Source organism: Parasutterella secunda (assembly GCF_024733725.1).
GTDB classification, from domain to species: domain Bacteria; phylum Pseudomonadota; class Gammaproteobacteria; order Burkholderiales; family Burkholderiaceae_F; genus Aphodousia; species Aphodousia faecalis.
The window spans coordinates 92352-115455 of sequence record NZ_JANRHP010000005.1; the positions used below are offsets into that span (position 1 = coordinate 92352).

Annotated in this window: 19 protein-coding genes and 1 tRNA gene; 9 read left to right on the plus strand and 11 right to left on the minus strand. The window is 41.0% G+C overall.

Going from position 1 to position 23104, the window contains the following annotated elements; all coding sequences use genetic code 11:
- Positions 1 to 2: 2 nt before the first annotated feature.
- From NW199_RS06385 to NW199_RS06395, 3 genes are all read right to left on the minus strand, one after another.
- Positions 3 to 1145 carry a molybdopterin-binding domain-containing protein gene (locus NW199_RS06385; RefSeq protein ID WP_258333995.1) on the minus strand — a complete coding sequence of 381 codons (1143 nt, stop codon included), beginning with the start codon at positions 1143 to 1145 and terminating at the stop codon, positions 3 to 5.
- A gap of 164 nt (positions 1146 to 1309) precedes the next feature.
- Positions 1310 to 2461 carry a hypothetical protein gene (locus NW199_RS06390; protein ID WP_258333996.1) on the minus strand — a complete coding sequence of 384 codons (1152 nt, stop codon included), beginning with the start codon at positions 2459 to 2461 and terminating at the stop codon, positions 1310 to 1312.
- A gap of 159 nt (positions 2462 to 2620) precedes the next feature.
- Positions 2621 to 2980: a hypothetical protein gene (locus tag NW199_RS06395; RefSeq protein WP_022473073.1), complete on the minus strand. Its 360-nt coding sequence runs from the start codon at positions 2978 to 2980 to the stop codon at positions 2621 to 2623.
- 449 nt (positions 2981 to 3429) lie between these two features.
- Here NW199_RS06395 and NW199_RS06400 point away from each other — a divergent pair, with 449 nt between their 5' ends.
- Both NW199_RS06400 and NW199_RS06405 read left to right on the plus strand, forming a co-directional pair.
- A complete protein-coding gene (locus tag NW199_RS06400; protein ID WP_258333997.1) occupies positions 3430 to 4749 on the plus strand; it encodes an ATP-binding protein in 1320 nt (439 codons plus the stop codon).
- Between the two features lie 70 nt (positions 4750 to 4819).
- Complete coding sequence (locus NW199_RS06405; protein ID WP_258333998.1) at positions 4820 to 6421, plus strand: NERD domain-containing protein; 1602 nt, start codon at positions 4820 to 4822, stop codon at positions 6419 to 6421.
- A 38-nt stretch (positions 6422 to 6459) separates the two neighbouring features.
- Here NW199_RS06405 and NW199_RS06410 read toward each other — a convergent pair whose 3' ends face one another.
- From NW199_RS06410 to NW199_RS06420, 3 genes are all read right to left on the minus strand, one after another.
- Positions 6460 to 7440, minus strand: coding sequence for a helix-turn-helix transcriptional regulator (locus NW199_RS06410; RefSeq protein WP_258333999.1), 981 nt, complete (start codon positions 7438 to 7440; stop codon positions 6460 to 6462).
- Between the two features lie 5 nt (positions 7441 to 7445).
- A complete protein-coding gene (locus tag NW199_RS06415) occupies positions 7446 to 9116 on the minus strand; it encodes a DUF262 domain-containing protein (protein WP_258334001.1) in 1671 nt (556 codons plus the stop codon).
- 115 nt (positions 9117 to 9231) lie between these two features.
- Entirely contained in the window at positions 9232 to 10191 is a 960-nt protein-coding gene (locus NW199_RS06420) for a hypothetical protein (protein ID WP_258334002.1), read from the minus strand.
- 238 nt (positions 10192 to 10429) lie between these two features.
- Here NW199_RS06420 and NW199_RS08810 point away from each other — a divergent pair, with 238 nt between their 5' ends.
- Genes NW199_RS08810 through NW199_RS06430 form a run of 3 tightly spaced genes read left to right on the plus strand, consistent with a single transcriptional unit; the run spans position 10430 to position 12322 of the window.
- On the plus strand, positions 10430 to 10675 hold the full coding sequence (locus NW199_RS08810; RefSeq protein WP_373691805.1) for a helix-turn-helix domain-containing protein: 246 nt from the start codon (positions 10430 to 10432) through the stop codon (positions 10673 to 10675).
- Positions 10676 to 10694: 19 nt separating this feature from the next.
- A complete protein-coding gene (locus tag NW199_RS06425; RefSeq protein WP_258334003.1) occupies positions 10695 to 11519 on the plus strand; it encodes a DNA-methyltransferase in 825 nt (274 codons plus the stop codon).
- On the plus strand, positions 11519 to 12322 hold the full coding sequence (locus tag NW199_RS06430; RefSeq protein ID WP_258334004.1) for a DNA adenine methylase: 804 nt from the start codon (positions 11519 to 11521) through the stop codon (positions 12320 to 12322). Before NW199_RS06425 ends, NW199_RS06430 begins: the two co-directional genes overlap by 1 nt.
- Position 12323: 1 nt before the next feature.
- Here NW199_RS06430 and NW199_RS06435 read toward each other — a convergent pair whose 3' ends face one another.
- A complete protein-coding gene (locus NW199_RS06435; protein ID WP_258334005.1) occupies positions 12324 to 14375 on the minus strand; it encodes a hypothetical protein in 2052 nt (683 codons plus the stop codon).
- Positions 14376 to 14630: 255 nt separating this feature from the next.
- Between NW199_RS06435 and NW199_RS06440 the strand changes: the two genes are divergently transcribed.
- The 4 genes from NW199_RS06440 to NW199_RS06455 all read left to right on the plus strand — a co-directional run bounded on the left by NW199_RS06440 (position 14631) and on the right by NW199_RS06455 (position 20690).
- Complete coding sequence (locus NW199_RS06440; RefSeq protein WP_258334006.1) at positions 14631 to 15869, plus strand: exonuclease SbcCD subunit D C-terminal domain-containing protein; 1239 nt, start codon at positions 14631 to 14633, stop codon at positions 15867 to 15869.
- A gap of 14 nt (positions 15870 to 15883) precedes the next feature.
- The gene (locus tag NW199_RS06445; RefSeq protein ID WP_258334007.1) at positions 15884 to 19126 is read left to right on the plus strand and encodes an AAA family ATPase; all 3243 of its coding nucleotides are present in this window, start codon (positions 15884 to 15886) and stop codon (positions 19124 to 19126) included.
- 72 nt (positions 19127 to 19198) lie between these two features.
- Positions 19199 to 19927: a hypothetical protein gene (locus tag NW199_RS06450; protein WP_258334008.1), complete on the plus strand. Its 729-nt coding sequence runs from the start codon at positions 19199 to 19201 to the stop codon at positions 19925 to 19927.
- 1 nt (position 19928) lies between these two features.
- Positions 19929 to 20690 carry a hypothetical protein gene (locus NW199_RS06455; RefSeq protein ID WP_258334009.1) on the plus strand — a complete coding sequence of 254 codons (762 nt, stop codon included), beginning with the start codon at positions 19929 to 19931 and terminating at the stop codon, positions 20688 to 20690.
- Positions 20691 to 20710: 20 nt separating this feature from the next.
- On the opposite strand, the gene NW199_RS06460 is transcribed toward NW199_RS06455, so the two are convergent.
- The 4 genes from NW199_RS06460 to tpiA all read right to left on the minus strand — a co-directional run bounded on the left by NW199_RS06460 (position 20711) and on the right by tpiA (position 23040).
- Positions 20711 to 21556 (minus strand): DMT family transporter, encoded by an 846-nt coding sequence (locus tag NW199_RS06460; protein ID WP_258334010.1) that lies wholly within the window; start codon positions 21554 to 21556, stop codon positions 20711 to 20713.
- Positions 21557 to 21722: 166 nt separating this feature from the next.
- Positions 21723 to 21807, minus strand: a tRNA-Leu gene (locus NW199_RS06465).
- A gap of 49 nt (positions 21808 to 21856) precedes the next feature.
- Positions 21857 to 22228 carry a preprotein translocase subunit SecG gene (gene secG / locus NW199_RS06470; RefSeq protein WP_373691807.1) on the minus strand — a complete coding sequence of 124 codons (372 nt, stop codon included), beginning with the start codon at positions 22226 to 22228 and terminating at the stop codon, positions 21857 to 21859.
- A 47-nt stretch (positions 22229 to 22275) separates the two neighbouring features.
- The gene (gene tpiA / locus NW199_RS06475; RefSeq protein ID WP_022473049.1) at positions 22276 to 23040 is read right to left on the minus strand and encodes a triose-phosphate isomerase; all 765 of its coding nucleotides are present in this window, start codon (positions 23038 to 23040) and stop codon (positions 22276 to 22278) included.
- Positions 23041 to 23104 lie beyond the last annotated feature (64 nt).

Genomic DNA, 23104 nt, shown 5'->3' on the forward strand with positions numbered 1-23104 from the left:
TTTTAAACCTTTTGATAAAACGTTTTTAGTGCATTGACATCGGGCATAGGACAGTATTGAATGCCACCCTCAGAGGATTCCCCTTGAAATTCCCTCGCTTTTAAGGCGCAGGCTGCCGCAAAGACAACGGGATCAACCTCAAAAGCCGAGTGTTTACCCTGGGTGGTGGATTCAATCGCTTGAAGTACCTCCGCAAGGTCTTTGTTCTCAAGAAAGAGTTGGAAAAGAGGCGAGTTCACGACCAAAGGTTTCTCGTCCGGGTGATCGATTTCCAAAAGCAGCATGCAAACATCTTCAAGTTCTTTGTTCGTTAATCCGGGATCTTGTGACCAGGCTAAAGTGTTTAATGTATCGTCCAACATTTCGGTACAAAGATTGGATGAAGAAGTCGCCGGAAGAAGTTTTTCCATCTCTTTGGCTGTCAAAAATTGCTTTTGTTCCGGTTCATACATGAACCATTTCCAAAGCCGTTTAGGCAAAAACCATACTTTTTTGATTTCACCATCACTCTCAACTTTGCGCACACACAAGCCCATCAGATTTTCACGATGTTGATCATCGACCTTGACTTTGACTAAAAGATCCGCGTTTGTGATAACCGGGACATAACCGTTATCGATCGGGACCAAACGTCGAGCTTCGCGAGTAGGAAGATAGGGGGCTTTCGGTGATCGAATGTGGTTTGACCAAAGACCGCTCATGATATAAATCGGGTAGTGGCTTTTTTGAAAACTATCGAGCACATCCGCTTCGGTAGCAGACAGCTTATCGGCTAGTGGATAGTCGTGTGTCGGATCATCGGGATTGGAAAGAGCAGAAGCTAAATCCGATTTACCGTGATGCCAGCCGTAGAGCCGTTGGAGAGCTTTTTTGACATAGTCTGAACGCTTGGGATCCGTTGATAGTCCAAAGTAGCGGCTTGCCCACTCGGCGATGAGAGCCAAGGTGAAACGGGGACAGAGTCTGCTTATTGAGTAATGCAATTCAATAAAACCGTTAAAAGTTGCCGAGTAGTATGGACGGCGACTCAGTTCTTCAAAGGGTAAAAGTAGCAGCACCGAAAGGTTGCTTTTCACAAAAGCAACGGGAAATCCATTGAATCGAATAAAGCCTTCATGCGTGAGGAGGCTTTCCTCGGAAAGCATGTGTGAGATCGAAGGTTGTTTTCCGTTCATCATTGTCAGCTTTGGGATTGGGTTAAGTTATGGGGCTCATGAACAAATATTGTTCGATAGAGTCCTTTTGATGATGAAAGAATACAAACCGATGCATCAAATTATGATGTATTAATGTATCGGGAAAATAGCATTTATGCATTGGGTCTTAGGGCGAAAAATGGGCTCAATGGCAAGTTGTTATTGGTCCCGTTTAGTTCAACGGCTCGGGCAGTGCAAGCCTCTGAAAAAAGCTTTGGATTGATGTTTTTAGAATAGGGAGAGTCGCCGGAGGCTTCCATTTTGTCAAGAATTTCCGTTAAAGGCTTTGTATCGACAAGAAGATCATAGAGAACGTGTCGTTTGTACTGCAGGCTTTGGTTAGGTGTTTCTATTGAAGTCATGACCATGGCGATTTTTTCTAACTCTTCAAAATTAAGTGTCGGATCTTTACTCCAAGCGATTTCATCGAGTTTTTGATCAACTTCTCGGGCCTTGACTTGACCCTCTTCACGATTAGACAGTTTCTGACTCATTTCGCAGTCCACCTGGTAATGAGTGGCTTGGCTTGTGAAAGAGTCGTATCCGAGTTTGTAGGGGGCGATAAACCAGTAGTCCAAAATTTCACCCGATAAGCTGAGTTTTCTAACGCAAAAACCTAAAAGCGTGGAGGGAGCGGCGCACTCAACGAGCCCTTCACTTAAAACCAAATCGAGACTGGTTTGAACAGGGATCAGTTTTTTAGGTTTGTAAAGAACCTTTAAATTTGCTGAACGTTTCTTTTCTTCATTTTTGATCGGGGTGACATGGTTGGACCACAAGGGGATCAACTCATAGAGGCAAGGAAAAAGTCCTTTAGTTGAAAGCGCTATTTCTCTGAAAGAATCAAGAAGCGGTTGTCGGGCCGGTTGGATTTTTTCTTGTGATGTTGCTGCGTTATGAATCTTTTTGTGCAGATCCGGGTATCCTGTATGAAAAGCAAAAAGTGTTCGTAGACTTTGTTGAACTTTTTCAAAAGCGCTTTGCTCAAACGGCGCGCCAAAGAATCTATACCCCCAAGCCCGAACGATTTCCGCAACAAATTTAGGGGCAAACCAAACAAAGCCGGCGGGTATTTCAATAAAGCCGTTGTAAGAGGCGGAATAGTGGGGATATTGACGCAAAAGTTCAGCGGGAAGTAGCAACTGAACCGTATAGTGTTCTTTGACGAAAGCGACTGCTTCGTCTCTGTACCAAATAAAACCCGGTTTGAAGAACTCTTGGTATTTGAATGAAAATGCCTTGCTCGATAGATCTTTTGAACTCATAAATAGTCTCCTATGAATGAGAAAAGGGTATCGGCAGGCGTTTCAATTTATGAGGTATTGATAATTAAAACTAGCCGGATACCTGATTTATCAGATATCCGGCGCAATGATGAACTAAAGTTAGGTTGGATTATTTTTAAATTTTTTGAACTCTTGAGATTAAAGTTCAAGACAACTGCGACTAGGGAGCCCGAACGGATTGTTTCGTTCAATAAACTCATCCCACCAATTGGCTTGAGCGATAGTAATCAGCATTTTGGCTAAACCAACGAGAGTTTCATCGTCTCCACCTTCTTCAATGGAAAGCAATTCGATTTCTTCGATAATTTTATCGACCGCGTCCTGCCGGGACCAAGCGATGTCACAGTAATTGTCTTCAACCAGTTCCGTGATTCGATCTTCATCACTTTTGTAGTCTTCGGGATCAAGCGCCTCCGCTTCATAGGCGGCAATAAACTCCTCTTCGTCGTAGAGATCTACTTTAAAGTTCTCAATATCGATAGCGATGAAGTTCATCATGTTTTTCTGCTCCTTATGAGGGCGTTTGTTAACTTTTTATCTATTGAAAGAATACTCACAATAGCTTCACTTTATGAAGCATTTATTGTCTCAATAGCCTCTGATCTTTGATTGCTTAATGAGAAATTCTTTGTTGGATTCTTCTTTACCAAAAAGGTCAACAACATAATCACCAACAACCCTACGCATGGTTGACTCCTAGTTGAGTTTCTATCTTTATTCTGAAATTAGGATAATGCTTAAGGCTTCATTTTATGAAGGTTTAATATCCAAAAAAATGATGTTCCCAATCATGAATATCTGTCTTTATTTTTAAAAACTCGCTAGGAAAATGTTAGATATCCCGAAAAACTCGCTGGGAAAATGTAAAACTTTTGGAAAAAGTCGCTAGGAAAACGTAATTTTTCGTGTTAAAGTGACTAAAAAATGTAATTAGAGCGACGAAATCTATGCTTAAGCGAAAAATTGAAAAAACACTCTTGAATTGGCTCAATACGGAAAATCGGAATCCGTTGATTTTGAAAGGCTGTAGGCAATGCGGAAAAACATTTTCTGTGTTGCGATTCGCTCAACAACACTACAAACAGGTTGTGTATTTGAATTTCTTCGAAAATCCGGATTACAGAACGATTTTTGAAGGATCGCTTAAAGTTGACGATGTCGTCTTAATGATGAGTGCGTTTGTCGGTGCAAACGTTCGCTTTATCCCTCACGAGACAGTCATTGTCTTAGATGAAATTCAAGAATGCCCCAGAGCTCGTGCGGCTTTGAAATTTTTCAAGCTGGATGGTCGTTTTGACGTTTTAGCAACGGGTTCGTTATTGGGTATCAGTGGCTATCGTTCGGAAGACTATTCTGTACCGGTAGGTTATGAAACAATCATTGATATGTTTCCGTTGGATTTTGAGGAATTCCTTTGGGCCAATGGGATTGAGGATGCTTTGATAGCTCTTCTAAAGCAGTGTCTGGAAGAGGAAAGGCCCGTTCCTGAAGCGTTGCACCAACGGATGAGAGACTTATTGCTGCAATATGTTGTTGTGGGCGGAATGCCTCATATTGTTGATCAGTTCATTAAAGAAAAGAATGTCGCCTTCGTTCGTGAAGAGCAAAAGCTTTTGATCCGCTCCTTTGAGGACGATATGGTCAAATATGCACAAGGTGCAGATAAATCACGAATTCGTGAGTGTTTTGAATCGATTCCGAAGCAGCTTGCTCGAGACAACAAGAAATTCCAATTTTCTTTGATTAAAAAGACAGCGCGTTCTAACCAGTATGTTGGAAGTCTTCAATGGCTGGAAGATACCGGGTTAATCCGCCGCTGCTACAACCTGACGCTGCCGGAATTGCCGCTTGAAGGCAATGCTTGTCAGGATAAGTTCAAAGTCTATATGTCTGACACCGGTCTTTTTGTCGGGATGTTGGAAGACGGTACGGAGCGTGATATTTTGCAAGGCGATCTTTTTGGGTATAAAGGAGCGATTTTTGAAAATTTAGTGGCGGATTTCTTCATCAAAATGAAAAGGCCTTTGTATTATTTTCGAAAGGATTCGGGATTAGAGATTGATTTTATTATGTGCTACAAAGGTGAGGCGGTTTTGCTGGAAGTGAAGGCCAAATCCGGTAATGCGAAAAACACGCGCACCATTTTGAAGCATCCGGAGAAGTATCACGTGCATTCGGCCATAAAACTCGGGGACTACAACGTTGGTCGTCGTGAACAGCTTTTGACTTTGCCTTTATATATGGGATTTTTGCTTACTGAGCGGTGAGGTCAAGAGGATCGAAACAATCTCTTTAAGACAAAGAGCGTCTGAATTAATGGCACATAGAGGTATTCATATGGAAGAACAAAAGGCCAGACAGGGTGAGTTTGCTGAATTAATTGTGAAGAAAAAATTGGAAGATTTACCATCGGGATATTCTGTAATCGCTAACGTGGATATTGCGGCAGAAGGTAAAAGTTCTGAACTGGATACCGTTGTGGTTACACCGACCGGCGTTATTGTTGTCTTAGAGGTTAAAGCGGGTGATCTAATAGCGGATGAATCCGGACACGTGGTGCGTGATTATGGCGCCGGAGGTCAAAAGGATATTGTTAAACAGTTAAATAGGCAGGGAGGAATTGCCAGAAATCGTTTGGCAGCTCTTGCGAAGAATCTAACTATTCGCTCGTTTCTCGTTTTACCAACCGGGAAACTGGATGGATACGGAATAGGGATTGATTCGACCAGAGTCATTGATGCGGATCGAATGGATGAACTCTGCAATATCATTTTGGACTGCGACCGATTGCCGCATAGTCACGACATCTCTAAAGATACGATCGTTGAGTTTTTAGAAAATCACTGTGTTGTCAAACAAAGTTTAAGCTCCATTTCTGAAACGCTGGATATCCGGTGTCGGGAATTGTCTTCCGGATTGGCTACTTGGATTCCCAGAATTGACTCGCCCCTGGCTGTTGTAGAGGTTAATGCACCGGCCGGTGCCGGTAAAACGCAGCTTGCGTTGTCGCTTTTACAAAAAGCCCATCAAGAAAAAAGAAGTGCCTGGTACATCAACACGACCCGCAATATTGCTCAGAAACTTCAAGATCATCCCATTAATCAGCATGTTGAATTCATTGGTACATGGCATGAATTGGCGATTGAGAAAACCCGAGCTGAAGATCCTGCAGATATTGATTCATTGAAATTAAGCCAGTATTTCAATGACGTGTCAGAGACGTTTGTTCAGAAATTAGAAGAAGGTAACTATTCCATTGATTTCATCGTGTTGGATGGTGCTCAAGATTTGAAATCCGATTGGGTGGTGGCGTTAACGCAGGCTCTATCATCCGATGGAACACTCTACGTCTTATCAGATCCCAATTTCAAAACTGGTGAAACCGTTGAATTTACCGAATCTGTCCGAGTGAATTCCGCAGAAACCGCTCGCATACCGCAGAGGGTAACGCAGGTTATCAATGAACTGGCGCTTACTTCTAGCCCTTTGGTCTCTACGAGTCCCTATCAAGGGGATGTTCCTGCTTTTTTCACCTATAGTGGTCCCGCGCAACTTTTAAGAGAAACAAGACGGGCAGTTGATGAAGCTCGAAAAGAGGGCTTTTCTGATGATCAAATCGCCATCTTGACGATGAAGGGACGTCATTCGTCAGAGATTTTATGTTCACCAACACTGGGATCAGACAAATATTCGCTTAAACAACCGTTGGATGAGTTTAAAAACGGTCGTCAGCTCTTTAGTGACGGAACGCTTTTTAACGATACGGTGAGACGTTTTAAAGGACTTCAGGCGCCGTGCATTATCTTGACAGAAGTGGATTTTGATCAATTAGACGACCAAACCAAGTCTTTGCTTTATTTGGGCATGACTCGGGCTTCCATGAGTTTGAAAATCGTTTTAACGGACCCTTTTGCTCAAAAATTAGCCACTTGTCTCTGAGTGATCCAAGCGGCGATAGTCCATAATGTTTCGGACTCTTAGAGTTTGAGCTTCTCTACTCGAACGATTTGTGCTTCTTGTTCCCACATCTTGATCCAACCGTCTAGCAAAATGCTGTCAACCAGATCGGCTTCCAAGCGGTATAAACCCTTCTCCGGTTCTGTGATCTTTTGGGAGCGGTTAAAAGGAGACTCTTCCAAATAGGTTTTCGTTTGAGGATTTTTAAAGTCCAAAATCAGGTGGATTAGTCTGGTCTTATCACCTGTGTAATTAAAGTGACGACTCTTAATGTAATCCTTAACTTTAAAGCCTGAGACGCCCTGAGCGTTGTCTTTTAGTTGCTTGACAGAATCAATGCGGTGAAGGGCTAAATGACGGTAGTTATCGTAGCCGTCAAATTGGCAAACCAAATACAAACGACCGTCCTGCTGAACTAAGCCCAATGGACTCAAAATGGCTTCTTTCTTTTCGCCTTCTGCGTTGCGATATTTCACCTGAATTTTCTTTTCTTCGTAAAGAGCATTGGTGACATCATCGAAAATTCTGGGTAGCACCTGAGGCGGAATGCGGGGAAGTGTGTCCGATACAACCGCGATCTTATCTAACCAATGACGCTCTTTTGTGACGTGGCCAAGTGGTGTGTCGAGTTTATCCATCGCAGCGTTAAAGAACGGGTCAAGAGTTTTAGCAAGCTTTCCGGGTAATTGATATTTCAAATATTCTTGAATCAGTTTCAACAATAAGGATTCTTGCGGCGATGGAGACAAGAAAGAAAAGGTATTGCTGAAAGAGGCGAGACGATAACCGTATGGACGAGAGCGAGTATCACGCTCAACCGGAATTTCATCGGATTCTGCCAGTTCTTTTAGATAACGCTGTAGAGTTAGAGTCTCAATCTCAATGCCGGCAGATTTCAAGCTTTGCATGATTTCTGTCGAAGTTACCCAGTGGCGTGGTAAGCGCTTGATGATTTCAAGGTAGATTAAAGCTTGTGAAAAACCGGATGAGGTACGAGCCATGATTACTACTTCTCGAAATGAATTTCATAATTAGAATCAGAATTATCTAAACGATCAAAATTAGATCGTAATATGAGTCGTTTTTTTAGCTCATTTTCTATCATTTGAAGCCGTTTGTTAATAAAAAGCTCGTAATTATCACTTTGTATTCCAAACTCTGTTACGTCTCCAATTAAATGGGTTTCAAGAGCTTCCCTAAGTTTCTCGTTATGTTTGGCAAATTCGCTGACATAAGTGCTGGGAGCTTGTGCACGAATGACTCGCTTGTTGAGATAATCATCAACCAATGTAATATTGGCAACGTGGTTAATTGGCCAATCATTAAATCCTTGTTTTTTCAGAAAGGCCTGTGGAAAGAAATGGTGATAATTAACGCTATTTCTTTTTGCAAGCCAGTCATTTCTTAAATTAACGTCAGAGTTATTTGCGAAAGATAAAGGATTTTGTGCTGCATATATGCACAGAATACCCTTAATAAAAGCGTTTCCAGCATTGAACCAGGAGTTATTGTTGAGAAATTCTTTCGTAATATCAACAGGTTCCTTGTACGAAATGTTGTTAGTATCGTTAACAATAGGGAGAATAACGTCTTTAAGATCTGAATTTATTTTTGTTTCCTGGGCACTAGAAAAACGTCTTGTTAGAATGACTCTCCAAAAATAGTCTTGTAACTGACGCTCTTGAAAATGACTAGGACGATCAGGGTGTAAGTAAAAGAAATAAGTAAACGGGATCAGTAATCCAGGATAAGGTAAAAGTCTAGAAGCTTTTATCCTGAAGTAATCCCTAAAATAATCAATTGAAAACTCAAAAGACCTTTTAAATTTCTCCCAAAATTCTAAAAATACTTCGCGCGGTATATTTAAGATGCTTTTACTCCGAATATCTTTGATAACGCATGCAGCAAAAGCTTGCACTACTGTGTAATTGCTAATAGTGGTGTACCCCACCTTTTCTAAATTGCTTTGTATTTCGGCAGTTTTTTCTTCTAAATCAAATTGTCCCTCAATAAAAGTCTTTGCTACTAGGATATCAAATGGGTCTAATGGAACTCCTCCAGTATTGATTCTGGTAAAAATCTCAGTGGCAACATCTATAGATGCATCTTTCAGCTTGATTACGGGAAAAGAGTAAGAATGTAACTGGACCGTTACATCTTCTATTTGATCTGATGGACAAGATGGATACTTTTTAATGAGTTCTGTAATTCTGTTTGAGATTAATTCATAAAAGGGGATAAGTAACGAAGAATCCAGTCCCTCAGTCGATGCAACAATTATTGGTTCATCATCTTTGGCGGCAAAGTTATAATAAATTGCGGTGAAATCATGATCTTGATCTAACTTTGCACCAATCAGACTGGCGTAAATAGAAGTTAATCGTTGTTGCCCATCCAGAATGTAACTTACTTTCCGATCAGATGGAGCATCGGGGAGTTTGATATTTCCTATATTACGAACCGAACGCAAACGCTCGTTTGTTTCCCAAAAGACGAAACTTCCAATGGGATAACGCCTCAAAATACTATCAAGAAGCCTTGCTGTTTTATCAATTTCCCATACAAAACCTCTCTGAAATTTAGGGATTTTAATTTCTCCTCGCTCTATATCAACTTTTAATTCATTAAAAGTGAGAACCTCAGGCTTAACATTAACTTCAGATCGGACTGTTGACATGTTGTTTCCTTAAACATAAACCTTATGTCTTGAAATTTGAGAGAAAAGCAAAATATCCTCTACAGTATACTAAAACTAGGACTGCTCGAAATTATCCACGGAGGTTACGAATGTATTAAAGATTATCAGGGGCAACAGAATGAATTTGCCAAAGCTTCCTCCCTTTTTTTTGTGTCGAGATAACTCTACCGGTTTCGTATTGAATTATTTTTAGGCTTGATGCAATACCTTGAGCACTAATTTTTCCCTTCCGGTTCATATTTAATTTGTTAGCAAGAGATTGAGCCGAGTATTCTCCACCATCACCTAATATTTTTAGAATTTCAGATGTAAGACAATTTTGCTTGTTAGCCTTTTCTTGTTTTAATAAATCCATTCCCCAAAACCAGAAATATAAGTCAATGGTTCGCATCAATGGATAGAGAAAGTCTTTTTTAGAAGTTTTGAAAGTAGGTCTTAATTTGTCAAAAAAATTAATGACACCTTCTTCACGTGCAAAATGACTCCATGTAGGAGGCCCTTTTTTTAAATCCGTATTTAAAAGTTCAATTAAAGAATATTGGGGCTCATTTTTCTTAAACTGAACCAGCGCTTTTGATAAAAGACTATCAAATGCTGGCAAACAAGCAAAAACACCCATTAAAATTTTGGTTGTAAGAATTTTGGTTGGCTTTATGTATTTCTCTTCAATTTTTACATTTTTAAATCCATTAGAAATAGCGTCTACTAACTCTATAATGGCATCTGGCTCTATGTTTGATTGATACGCTTGAAGTTTCTTATTTTTGGCTACCTTGAAAAGTTCTTGAATAACTGGTTTATAGATAGTACGATTGAAATCCATTAGATCGCCAGAGCCTCTGTACATACCATATGTTGCGAGATATGACCCTAGCTCTAGCTCTGCTCTGATCCAATCTTCTTCTGTCGCTTTATTATTTTTGAATAAGTCGAATTTCTCTTGAAAAAATAGATAGCAAAATTCCCAAGTACAAACACGCCCATTTGGTGTTAAATAATCATCACTGTATTTTCTAAATTGTTCACTAGTGAATGTAAAATTTCTGTAAAACATTTTGCTTCACTTCTCCAAAAAAATTTTCGAATACACGGATTAATTTGTTATCTTAGTTGTAAGGATTCTAAAACATTACAAATCGAATCAATAGATAAAAAACATACAAGGTTTTGTCGTGATTTGTGAAGTAAAAAGATTGGAGCTACACCGTATTTATTAATAAATTTTATTGCGAAGACAATTAAATATCGCAAGATGTTGCGAAATAATCGTATAATTGTGCAATTCAAGTACGATGGAGGTTGTGGTGGCCATTTCTTATAGCAGGCTTTGGAAGTTATTGATAGATAGAAAAATTAGTAGACCCGAGTTCAGAAGATTAGTGGGTCTTGCTCCTAATACAATGACAAAATTATATCGTGATGATGAGGTCGCGTTATCAGTGTTGTGTAGAATTTGCCACCAGCTTGGTGTTGACATTGGTGATATCGTTGAATACCTTCCTCCAAACAAGACGAAGAATTACGCTATCAAAAAATAAAATGATTGAGTCGGTAGAAATGAAGTTAGATTTTATAGAAAACACAGATTGTATTACTGGTATGAAAACTTTGCCTGATAATTGCGTAGATCTTATTATCGCAGATCCTCCTTATAACCTTTCCAAGAGTGGTAACTGGAAATGGGACAACAGTATTTCATTAGCAGGGATGGGTGGAAACTGGAATATTACAAATGAAAATTGGGACAACATGTCTCTGGAAGATTATTTTAACTTTACATTTGCATGGTTATCTCAAGCTAAAAGAATTCTAAAGCCCACAGGGTCTATGTGGATTTTTGGCACTTATCACAATATAGGCGTGATCAATCTTTTGTGTCAAATACTTGAAATTGAGATTATCAATGAAGTTATTTGGTATAAAAAAAATGCGTTCCCTAACCTTTCTGGAAGGCGTCTTACCGCGAGTCATGAAACAATACTATGGGTTCATTCGGGCGGAGCAAAACGACAGTACTATTTCAACTACGACTATTCTAAAAGTGGAAATTTTGCTGACGATTTTTTAAAAGTACCGGGTAAGCAAATGAGAACAGTATGGAGTCTTTCAAATAATAAAAGTCCCGACGAGCTGAAATATGGGAAACATCCTACTCAGAAGCCTTTAAAGGTACTTACGCGCTTGATTAATTTATCTTCTAAACCTGGAGATATTGTTTTAACTCCCTTTGCGGGAGCTGGAAGTGAGTGTGTTGCAGCAAAAATGAATGGGCGTCGTTATATTGGATTCGAAATAGAAAAGAAATATTGCGAAATAACAGAAAAAAGGCTTGCTAACGTGCAACAATATGAACAATACGATCTTTTCAAGGAAAATGACTAATGATCCAACCGGTTATTAAATGGAGCGGTAGTAAGCGTACCCAATCAGAGAAAATTAAGTCACTATTTCCAGAATCTTTTGAAACTTACTTTGAGCCTTTTATTGGTGGAGGGGCTATGCTGTACGCAATAAATCCACCAAAAAGTATTTGTGGTGATATTTGTATACCTTTAATTAGATTATGGAGGGAAATTCGTGATAATCCTACCAACCTAGCAGAAGCTTATCGGGTTCGGTGGAATAAATTACAACAAGAAGGTTATGTTGCATACTATGAGATAAGGAATAGTTTTAATCGAGATAAATCCCCATATGATTTGATGTTTTTGTCTCGAACTTGTGTAAACGGGCTTATTCGGTTTAATGAAAAAGGAGAATTCAACAATTCCTTCCATCATTCTCGACAAGGAATAAATCCTGATAGGTTAGCAAAAATAATAAATGATTGGTCTCTACGAGTTAAAAACACGGAGTTTATGGCAAAGGATTATATGATTACAACAGAATCTGCAAAGTCTGGTGATGTCGTTTATTTGGATCCTCCCTATTTTCATACAAAAGGAAGATATTTTGGAACTATTGACTTCGATAGGTTTCTTGGATATTTAGAGGACTTAAATTACCGAGGAGTTAAGTATTTATTGTCTTTCGATGGAAAAAGGGGGAATGAAAATCTTACTGTTAAACTTCCCCGCGAATTATACAAGAGACATTTACTCATCCCATCGGGGAATTCTACTTTTAAAAAAGTAATAGATAAAAAGAATGAGAAAGTTCTCGAGTCTCTTTATCTAAATTATTGATTCAATGAATATATAGTTGTTTATCTCCAGAGGCAGCATACATATCCAATATGAACTTTTTGACAATTTTTGCTCGTTTAGACGATGGAATGATTTCGATATCCCACACCATGTTGGGATTGTCTAGAACGGGATCCATTACGAATAGTAATTCACAATTTTTCTTGAAAATCTCTGTGGGGGATTCTGCGTGCTTTCTCATGTATGCGGCAGCTGACATTACTTCAAAATTATTGAAATCAATCTTTTGGTACCCCCACATCCAGCTACCTAATGTTGGTTTTACTTGACAAATGGCACTCGGAACATAATCCATCAATCTTTTTATATAAGTAACCAATTTCGTTCCTACATCTATTTCAAGATCAGAAGATTTTTCTTTGGACTCAATTGACAAAAGTAGTGGCTTTTTAAAAATTCCAAAAATTTCTACAACATGGTCTGGGCGTTTACCATTAATTACATCACTAACACGTGGTAAAGACAACCATCTGTTCTCATAATCTTTATCTATGACCGAAAAACCACTCCAGTCTCCACCCGGAGGGTTACACATCCCTTCAAAACAATGTTTTTTTAGAATATAAGAAAATAAGTAGTGTATTCCTGTGTCAACATCATCCTCACCGTAGTTAAGCGGAGTACTAGAAAACCTTTCTTTTCCTAATAGCGTGTTATTCTTTCCAATACTTCCGTAGTATTTCTTAATATTTTTGGTGTCATATAGGCGTACGGCGCTATATTTCTTTTTTGAAAGAACAGGAACGTCAAGAATAACGTAGTTACTAAGGGCAAAAATTGATCTCCATAAACCGTTTTTTTCTGTAAGTGTTAATGGGTTTGTGTCAAGAAGCTTTAGATTATTCTCAATCAATGGACCATAAATATAAGTCAGGATATCTGTGTCAGTAGATGTAAGCATAGTGGCAAAGGGAAGTAAACCTCTATCAGGTCGATTATCATCACCTTTCGGCTTAAAACCTTTGAATATAGCGACAATTAAATGCTTTTGACTATCACCTATTCGCTGCATTACATTTAAATTTAATTTTGGATAAAGTTTAGACAGATCTTTCGTAAAAGCTTTTCTTTTGTCCGAAGGAATAACCCCAAAGGGGATATCTTGTGATGTTAGACCTATACCATACTTATCCATAATTTTAAGAACACTAGCTGAAGCTCCATGGTGACTTTTTGATGCAATTGTCTTATGAAAACTAAAGCGGTTTTTCTTGACTGCGTAATCTACAATACTTCCTTTTTTTAATAAATAAATCTCCTTCCATTCTTTGGAAGTAAAATTGGTACGCTTATTGAAATGATTCGCTAGGAATTGCACAACGTTCATGTTCTTTTTCAGAATGACCTTTTCTTCCTCTTGAGTGTTTAAACCAAGCATAAGTTTTATTAGGTATGTTGATAGCTCCTTATTACCGAAATCGGATTCATTAAATTTTGAAATATTGGGGTCACGGTTTTTATCGAACTCTTCAGATTTAGTATAAAGTTGCGATATGAAATTGCCCGTGACTTTTGAATAATTTACGTAACTATAAGGTACTGCAGCATTAGGGAATCTGAGATTTTTTCTTTTTCTGCTAGCGCTATCCAATTCGTATTTCACAAAATCAACAATGTATAAATATGGGCAACCAGTACGACCTGTCGAAAAAGCTCGTGCACTTCTCTGCCAGGCTTGGTTGCCGGCTTGCAACGCAGAGCAGAATTCAATACTGAGTAGAATTTTCTCTGTCTTACCAATTATTTCTGTAACGATAGCGTCGGGTGTTTCGTCAAAAATACTTCCAGCATCATGTAAAGCATCAAATATGTTCCCTTCCCAATGTTTTTTTGAATTTTTATTAAATCCGGGGAGAAGTTCAATATGCCAATGTATAGGAGTACCATCAAAGTTAGCTTTCAGTTCTATCGCTATAGTTGATGGAGAAATTAAAAAGAAATTTAAAAAATTAGGACTTAGTGAGTTTAGAATCAATTTTGCAATTCGCTCACACTCAACAATGTTGTCACCATGAATCCTAAATAAACGCATGACAAGTACCTTTGGTTAAGCTAAAAAAGTTTAACGATGCATTTACTGTTCCTACTCCCAGTTTATACCGTATGACAATATTATGATTTTCGCAACCTAGTATTTGACTCTAGACGGAATTTATTATTGAAAATTGCTGTTGTTTCAGAGATCCCCGTCAGATATTTGCAAACATATCACGGAGTTTGATACAGCTAAAATGTTTTACAGGGTTTATTCATATATCTGATAAATTTTTATTAATTTGGCGTAACTATGAGAATCCTCCACACCTCTGACTGGCATATCGGTTCAGCCCTCTACGGTCGCAAGCGTTACGATGAAAGTGAGCAATTCCTTCACTGGCTCGTTGAAACAATCAAAAATTGTTCCATAGAGGCTCTCCTTGTCGCAGGCGACATTTTTGATACCTCAACACCAAGCAACACCGCTCAGGAGCTTTATTATCGTTTCTTAAATGAAGTCTCCAGAACAACCTGTCGTCATGTCATTGTCACGGGCGGTAATCACGATTCGCCGTCCTTTTTGGATGCCCCTAAAGCGTTATTAAAGGCATTCAATGTCTATGTTGTCGGAAGTGCGGCGGAAAGAGAGGAAGACGAAGTCCTTGTATTAAAGGATGCTGACAATAATTCGGAAGCGATTGTCTGTGCCGTTCCTTTTTTGCGAGATCGGGATGTTCGTCAAAGTAGCGAAGGGGAGTCCTATCGAGACAAAGAAAATCGCTTGGTAGAAGGCATCATTTCACACTATCAAACGGTCTATGAAGAAGCCTGCAAAGAGCGAAACGAATTAGGTAAATCCTTGCCAATCATTGGGATGGGGCACCTTTTCATTGCCGGTTCTTCAATCTATAAACGTTCAGGTGAAACGAACGGTGAGCGGGATCTTTATGTCGGAAGCCTCGGTCAGGTGCCGGCGGATCGACTTCCGCCTTTTGATTATTTTGCCTTAGGCCACTTGCACATTCCTCAGAATGTGGCAGGCTGTAAAAATATCCGTTACAGCGGCTCGCCTATGGCGATGAATTTTGATGAAATTCATCAACAAAAATCTGTTGTGATTGTTGATATCCATGATCAACACGTGCACATTCGCACCGTGCCGGTTCCGGCATTCAGGCACTTTGAACAGATTAAAGGTGATTGGGACAGCATTGAGGCAAGTCTTAGGCGATTAAAAGAGGAGTCCTTTGCCGGTTGGGTTGAGGTGATTTATGAAGGACAGGAAGTGATCGGAAACCTTCGTGAGCGAGTCTATAAACTTGTGGAGAACACCTCTATTGAAGTGCTTAAGATTCAAAACGCCATGCTTTTTAATGCCGTGATGAAGCAGTATGAAAAGGAAGTTGAACTTCAGGATTTAAATCCCGCAGATGTTTTTGACCAATGTCTGACCGACTACGGTTTACCGGACGATCAAAAAGTTGTATTAAAGGGGCTCTTTTCAGAAGTTTGTCGTCAGATTAGTGAAGCGGATAATCAGAAAGAATAAGGGTAGAAAACATCATGCGCATTGAAAAAGTCACCTTTAAAAATCTCAATTCACTGGCCGGTACCTGGAGTATTGATTTCACAAACGAGCGTTATCGGGAAGACGGTATTTTTGCGATCACTGGTCCCACGGGAGCTGGGAAAAGCACGGTGTTGGATGCCATATGTCTCGCGCTTTACGGCCAAACACCGAGACTAGCCACCATCTCTAAATCCACCAACGAAATCATGACTCGTCAGACAGGGGATTGCTTTGCAGAAGTGGTGTTTTCAACAGGCAAGGGGCGTTACATAAGTCACTGGAGTCAAAGACGCGCCAGAAATAAGCCCGAGGGGGCGTTGCAGCCGGCTAAGCAAGAGCTTGTGAACTTGAATACCAATGAGATGGTGAATCTCAAAAAGGGGATCGCCGACAAGATTAATGAGCTCACGGGGCTTGATTTCAAGCGTTTTACGCGTTCCATGCTCTTGGCTCAAGGTGATTTTGCAGCGTTTTTAAAAGCTTCATCTGATGACCGGGCAGTGATTTTGGAAAAAATCACCGGTATGGAAATTTATTCTGAAATTTCTGAAAAGGTGTATCGCCGAATGGATGAGGAAAGTAAGGCGCTGAAGGCTTTAGAGAGCCAGTTGGGTGGTATTGAGGTGCTTGCCGATGATGCCCGTAAAGAAAAAGAAAACCAAAGGGATGTCCTTACTCAAAAAGAAACGGAATTAAAGCAGTCACAAAACGCCATTCAAGAAGCTTTAACCTGGAAGAAAACAGTCAAAGGATTGGAAGAGACAGCTCAAGCCCTTGCAGAAAAAGATAAAGCTTTACAAAACGAAAACGATGCGTTTAAGTTAGAGGCTCAAAAACTTCAAGTGGCTCTTCGAGCACAAAAAGTAGATCCAAGTTACGAGGCGCTTAAAACGATTCGTGAGACTTTAAAGCAAACCACTCAATTAAGAGATAAAGCGGCAAAGGATAAACCGGTCGCAGAAGAAGTGCTCAAAGCGGTGCAAGCCGCTAGTGACTCATCGAAAACACGATGGGATGCGGCAGAAAATGCTCGTCAGAGTGCAATGCCCATCATCTCCGATATTCGTCTTAGAGATGCCGCTATTAAAAAGCAAACTCTTGATTTGGAAGAACTGAAAAAAGAAGTCGGGTCGCTTCAAGAGTCGATTAATCAGAGGCAAAAGGAACTTCTTGATAAAGAAAGCGCTCTTTCAGGTTTAAAAGAAGAAACCAGATTGTTGGAACAATATTTAAAAAGTCATGTGGGCGAAAAGGTGCTCGTTTCGGCCTACTCGGGGCTTGAGGCCAGCAACGACCACTTAAAAGAAACAGAAGGTGAGATCAAACGGCTTCAAAAGGATGATCAAAAAAGTAAAAACAAGGAAAAAGAGCTTCGTGCACAGCTTGAAAAAGAAACTCAAGACCTTAACGCGTTACGCTCAACGGCAGAGCGCCTAAAGAATCAACAAGAAAAGGTGACCGAGGAGCTTAAGGGGGTTCTTCAGGGAGAAACCGAACAGTCACTTGTCACGCAACTTGACGCATTGAAAGAAAAGCGGCATTACCGTCAATTGGTCCAATCATTGGAAGAGCATCGAAGGGGGCTCGTAGATGGCGCTCCTTGTCCGCTTTGTGGCGCAACGCACCATCCCTATGCCGCGGGAAATCTTCCGGCAGTTGACGAAATCCAGACTCAAATAAACGCAGTGCAAAAAACGTTAAATGAGGCAATTCGCCTGAAAAACCAATTGCAAGAGCTAGTGACCAAGGCAACGCTTCAAAAAGAAGCGATTACAGGGGCGGAAGCCAACCTACGTCTGGTTCAAGAACGGTTGGATGGGGTGATTGAGCAAAGACGGGAAGCTTTGAATTTAATCGATGAAAAGAAAGAAAAGTTGGCCTTGGATTCAAACGCTTTTTACGAAAGTGTGTCCGGGTTTGGTCTTGCTTTACCGATGTCACCAACCGAAGTGATCAATGAGCTTTTGACTAAGAAAACGTTATGGGTAAAAAATGAAGAAGCATTTAATGAGAAGCAAAAAGACTTGGAACGCGTAGCGAGCAAAATTCGGGAAATAAAGAGTCTGAAAGCAGAGAAAGAAAAAACTCGGCAAGTTAAACATTCTCAGCTTATGCAGAGTGAAGAAAAACTTAATGAAGAAAAAAGAATCCGAACGGAGCTTTTTGGAGACAAGGATCCGGATCGAGTAGAAAAGAGCCTCAATGATACGGTCACACAAACAAAAAGCTCGTATGAACAAATGAGAAAAGCGGCGGATGAAAAGACAGGTCAACTGCGCACGCTCATCTCTGCGATTGAAACATACGATCGGCAGATTAAAGAGACTCAAGGTCGGGAAGGGCAGGTGTTATCGCTTTTTGAAGCCTCACTTAAAAAATTTGGCTTTGATGACCAAGAACATTATTTTCAAAGTCATCTGGAAAGCTCGGAATTGGAATCCTTGCAAGATAAGTCACAGTCGCTCACAGAACGAATCAATCGTCTGCAAGGAGAAATGGAACAAAACAACCAAACGTTAGCCCAAGAAAAAGCCAAGAACCTTACTGATAAAACGATTGAAGAACTTGAGGCAGAACAAAAAGCCAATGAAATCGAACAAACTGATGTTCGGGAAACGTTGGGCAACATTCTTTATGAACTTCGAGGCGATGATGAAGCAAGAGAAAAGAGCAAAGATTATTTGAGGACGATTGCTGCAAAACAGCTCATCGTGGACCAATGGAGCGCTCTTTCTGGATTAATTGGGTCCGCTGATGGGAGGAAATTCAGAAATTACGCTCAAGGCATCACCTTTGACATCATGATTGCGTATGCCAATCAGGCTTTGATGAAGATGAACGATCGTTACCTCCTAAAACGCAAAGACAAAGATGGACTCGAATTAGAGGTTCAGGACAATTATCAAGCGGGAGTCATTCGATCAACGAAAAACCTCTCCGGTGGCGAAAGCTTTATTGTGAGTCTGGCGCTTGCTCTGGGATTATCCAAGATGGCTAGCCAAAATGTTCAGGTGGAGTCGCTATTTTTGGACGAGGGTTTCGGAACCTTGGATGAGGATGCCTTGGAGAATGCCCTTAAAACTTTATCGGGTCTTCACCAGCAAGGGAAATTAATAGGCGTGATCAGTCACGTCCAAGAGCTCAAGGATCGAATCAGTACGCAGATTATTGTGACTCCAAAGGCGTTGGGAAGAAGTGTTTTGTCGGGGCCTGGTGTTGAACATCTAGTTCGTTAATCTGCATGATATCTTTCATAATTTGATGCACCCCATGTTGAAATATCCATCGTAGACATGGGGTACGCTTTTATGGATAAATACGGCTGCTATGAAGCTATTCATGAAATTGAAAAGGAAATTTTCAGCCTAGTAAAAAAACACAGATCGCAATTGACTTTTCAGGAAAGTGTGCATCTGCACCAATTGTTTTCCGATAGAAGACATCATTTAAATCGATGTTGCCCGCTGACAGAAGAAAACTTTCTGGCTTTTAAACAAATTAATCAAGAATTGGATAATTTAGTTTGGCTCAACAGAAAGCGCGCTCTTGAAATGGCCCGCTTTGTTTCTTTTGCCGGGGTATCACGAGAAAGTTCTAATTGGTTGATTAAGGCTTATTTGATTGTTGACGGAGACATGGGAGGAGTAGAGCTTTCTGACGATTTAGCCTATGGCTCTGACTTTAAACGGATGCGTCCTATTCTGGCCTCTACTCAAAATTACATTTCAGCAAGTCCCGTTAATGAAGAAGATAAACACTTTGCGGAAGAAGAAATTTACGATGAAGGTTTGATTGCAGATCCGCATCTCTCTCACTGGAACGAGCCTGATTATGATCGTGAGTATCTTCGCACTTGGTTTTTGGTTAATGTCAAAGGGTGCACCTGGGTTGAAAAATATCAAGGTGAGATTTCTCTCGTCTTTCAGAACTTGCTTAGATATCGTTTTTGGTCGATACCGGATTTGCTTCGTTTGCGATATAGCACAGAGGCTGACATTGAATTAATCGCTGATTATTCGCTTGGAGACAAAAAATAAAATGATGGTTGAAAACCGATACGCTTGTTTTGAAGAAATCCGAGCGCTTGAAAAAGCAATCTTTGGGAAAAAACCGTTTGATAACGTCAGCAGTTTGAAAGATCGAGAAGAGCATGAAAGAGAGTTTATTAAGCAGTCTCTTATTAAACGACAACAGCGTTTAAATGCCTCTTGTCCGGATACTAAAGAAAATCGAAAATTGTTTTGGGAGGTGACCCGTCAACTCGTGGACCTGGTTGAATTAAATCACTCGCGATCCATTGAGATTGTCAGCCGCTTGATTCAATCTCCAACTTACTCCAATGAGACGGATTGGTGCATTCAGTCGGGAATCCAAGTTGAATCAACGGGTGCTAAAAATGTCTTGGAAGATGAGATGAGCTATGGAAGCAACTTCTTTAAGATGAGAGCGCTTTTGTCAGAACTAAGTCGTTATCTGAACCGATATTACGGGCAGAAAGATTTGTGTTTTGGTCTAAGAGAGTATTGGCGAAGCGATTGCGTTAATAATCCGATGCTTAGTGATTGGAATCAATTTACAGACGACGCGAACATTAAAAATTGGTTGACCTACACGGCTGATGATTGTCAATGGTTGAATGACCAGACACTTGAAATTCCTCATATTGTTCATGAAATGTTGGACAATAACTATTGGTCAGTACCTGACTATTTGCACCTAAGCGGTCAATTGAGGAGCAATGTTCGTTTGCTCGTACAACATTACGTGGATGACCACGGCGGTAAAATCATTGAAGTGTGACTCGAAAGCTATCGTATCATTCACCTCTCCACAAATTCAGAAGCCAATGCTGCCCCCAAAATTAGTACAGCGCCAATAACGCCCGCGGTTGTCATTGGTTCCATTAACACAAAAACAGAAAGCAAAATAGCGATTGCCGGATCGATGTAGGAGAAAATGGCAATGCGGGCGGCTTCGAGTTTGGGAAGAGCCGAGAAATAAAGCCAGTAAGCCACACCAGTGTGCAAAATACCGACCGCTAATGTGAGACCAATCGTTGTGGTATCGGGCTTTAAAACAGAAAAATCAACCGTAAAGAGGACATAAGGTAAAAGTACAATGGCTGCAACGGCTAGCTGTACGATCGACGAGTCATAAGGATCGAGCCCCTTTAAGAACTTGTTGTTAATGACAACGCCGGCGTAAAAACAGGCGGCGATAAGTCCCATCGTAATGCCGTCTAAGGCAACGTTCTCCGAACCTTCCCAAACACCGGAGATGAGCGACATGCCGAAAAGAGCGCAAATGACGCAAATCCATTTGCCCAACGGGATGCGTTCGTGAAGCAGAATCGGGGAGAGGAGAATAAGAATAATGGGGGCCATGTAATAGGCAAGCGTAGCCGTGGCAACGCTTGTTAATCGATAAGCCTCAAAAAGAAAAATCCAATTGAGTCCCAGAGCGACACCGGCTATGACTAAATGTTTGAAGTTGCTTTTTACGCTCGCCGTATTGATTCGTCTTTTTAAAAGCTTCAATACCAATAGCAGGAAAAGCGTTCCTAATGCTCCACGCGACAGAGCAATGACCGTTGAGGGCAATTCGATAAATTTTACGAACAGCCCTATTGTTCCGAAGATGGTCATGGCAAGAAGGTATTGAGGCATGACTTTTTCTCAAAAGACTAACTCAGCAAAGATTAATCATTAGAGAAACTAAAAAGCAAAAACAAATTAGGTGGTTTTATTTAACCAGAGTGGATTGAATGGCTGTGAGGTAGGGATTAATAACGAAAAACCCGAACTGAAATTTAATCAGTTCGGGTTGGAAACTTGGTGCGGCCGATGAGAGTCGAACTCATATGGATTGCTCCGCCACCCCCTCAAGATGGTGCGTCTACCAATTTCGCCACGGCCGCAAATTTTACTAATCCGAGAGAAAAATCCCTCAAATCAGAGTTCGCTATTTTAGCGTGGAATCTGTTGAGATTGCGAGGCCGGAGCAGCAGGTTGCGTCGTATTTGTTTGATCTGCGTCAACAGATTGCGATTGTTCGACGGATCCCAAGACTCCGGAGGCGGGTGCGGCGGTTTGTTTGAACGCACCGGAACCCAAAGTCAAAGCGATGGTAGCCAAGAAAAAGAGCGTGGCAGCCACAGCCGTGGAGCGAGACAGGAAGTTCGCAGAGCCCGAAGCGCCGAAAATGGAACCGCTCGCGCCACTGCCGAAGGCAGCACCGAGGTCGGCGCCTTTACCGTGTTGCAACAAGACCAAAATGATCACGGCGACCGCGGAGATAATTTGCACCACGATTGCGATGGAGACCAACATGGAGGACATCTTTACTATTTTCCTTTAACTCAAAAATGGTTTTAAATTTTTTTCAATTACAGGTTATCCGCGCAGTGGCAGATAGCCAAGAAATCTTCAGCTTTTAATGACGCGCCGCCAACCAATGCGCCGTCAATATCGGGTTGTGCAAAAAGTTCCGGGGCGTTTTTTGCCTTGACACTACCGCCATAAAGAATACGTGTGCGTTGAGCGGCTTCTTGATCAACTTCTGCCAAAACAGCACGTAAAGCTTCATGAACGGCTTGAGCGTCTTCTGCGCTGGCACTCTTTCCAGTGCCAATGGCCCAAACAGGTTCGTAGGCCACCGCACCGGCCACCAGCGGCATGATGCCGACTTTATCCAAAACGGCACGCAACTGACGGCTGACCACTTCAATGGTCTTGCCGGCTTCGCGCTCTTGCAACGTTTCACCAACGCAGACAATCGGCATAACACCGTTATCAAATGCGACTTGGACCTTTTCAGCAACCGTCTCATCGGTTTCACCGAAAAGCGTGCGGCGTTCGGAGTGGCCGAGAATAACCAGATCGCAACCGACATCGGCAAGCATCGCGGCGGACACTTCGCCGGTGTAGGCGCCCTGAGCGTATTGGGCACAGTTTTGCGCGCCCACTAACGTGGCGCTATGCTCAAAGCCAATCACCAATTGGGGAATATAAACAAAGGGGGCGCAAACCGCGACATCGCAATTTAAGCGCGTACCGCTCATTTGCGGCATTGCAGCGCAAAGCCATTCATCATTGGCTTTGAGACTGCCGTTCATTTTCCAGTTGGCGACAACAAAAGGCTTACGAGTCATATCGACACCACCTAAAATAAAGGCCTTAATTTTAGACGAAAATCAAGAAAAAACAAGGCGGTGC

Excerpts from the sequence above, each read along its gene's own strand:
- NW199_RS06395 (WP_022473073.1), bottom strand. The coding sequence starts at position 2,980 with ATGATGAACTTCATCGCTATCGATATTGAGAACTTTAAAGTAGATCTC.
- NW199_RS06405 (WP_258333998.1), top strand. The coding sequence starts at position 4,820 with ATGGAAGAACAAAAGGCCAGACAGGGTGAGTTTGCTGAATTAATTGTG.
- NW199_RS06385 (WP_258333995.1), bottom strand. The coding sequence starts at position 1,145 with ATGCTTTCCGAGGAAAGCCTCCTCACGCATGAAGGCTTTATTCGATTC.
- NW199_RS06400 (WP_258333997.1), top strand. The coding sequence starts at position 3,430 with ATGCTTAAGCGAAAAATTGAAAAAACACTCTTGAATTGGCTCAATACG.
- NW199_RS06440 (WP_258334006.1), top strand. The coding sequence starts at position 14,631 with ATGAGAATCCTCCACACCTCTGACTGGCATATCGGTTCAGCCCTCTAC.
- tpiA (WP_022473049.1), bottom strand. The coding sequence starts at position 23,040 with ATGACTCGTAAGCCTTTTGTTGTCGCCAACTGGAAAATGAACGGCAGT.
- NW199_RS06460 (WP_258334010.1), bottom strand. The coding sequence starts at position 21,556 with ATGCCTCAATACCTTCTTGCCATGACCATCTTCGGAACAATAGGGCTG.
- NW199_RS06450 (WP_258334008.1), top strand. The coding sequence starts at position 19,199 with ATGGATAAATACGGCTGCTATGAAGCTATTCATGAAATTGAAAAGGAA.
- secG (WP_373691807.1), bottom strand. The coding sequence starts at position 22,228 with ATGTCCTCCATGTTGGTCTCCATCGCAATCGTGGTGCAAATTATCTCC.
- NW199_RS06445 (WP_258334007.1), top strand. The coding sequence starts at position 15,884 with ATGCGCATTGAAAAAGTCACCTTTAAAAATCTCAATTCACTGGCCGGT.
- NW199_RS08810 (WP_373691805.1), top strand. The coding sequence starts at position 10,430 with ATGGAGGTTGTGGTGGCCATTTCTTATAGCAGGCTTTGGAAGTTATTG.
- NW199_RS06430 (WP_258334004.1), top strand. The coding sequence starts at position 11,519 with ATGATCCAACCGGTTATTAAATGGAGCGGTAGTAAGCGTACCCAATCA.
- NW199_RS06420 (WP_258334002.1), bottom strand. The coding sequence starts at position 10,191 with ATGTTTTACAGAAATTTTACATTCACTAGTGAACAATTTAGAAAATAC.
- NW199_RS06435 (WP_258334005.1), bottom strand. The coding sequence starts at position 14,375 with ATGCGTTTATTTAGGATTCATGGTGACAACATTGTTGAGTGTGAGCGA.
- NW199_RS06415 (WP_258334001.1), bottom strand. The coding sequence starts at position 9,116 with ATGTCAACAGTCCGATCTGAAGTTAATGTTAAGCCTGAGGTTCTCACT.
- NW199_RS06425 (WP_258334003.1), top strand. The coding sequence starts at position 10,695 with ATGAAGTTAGATTTTATAGAAAACACAGATTGTATTACTGGTATGAAA.
- NW199_RS06455 (WP_258334009.1), top strand. The coding sequence starts at position 19,929 with ATGATGGTTGAAAACCGATACGCTTGTTTTGAAGAAATCCGAGCGCTT.
- NW199_RS06390 (WP_258333996.1), bottom strand. The coding sequence starts at position 2,461 with ATGAGTTCAAAAGATCTATCGAGCAAGGCATTTTCATTCAAATACCAA.
- NW199_RS06410 (WP_258333999.1), bottom strand. The coding sequence starts at position 7,440 with ATGGCTCGTACCTCATCCGGTTTTTCACAAGCTTTAATCTACCTTGAA.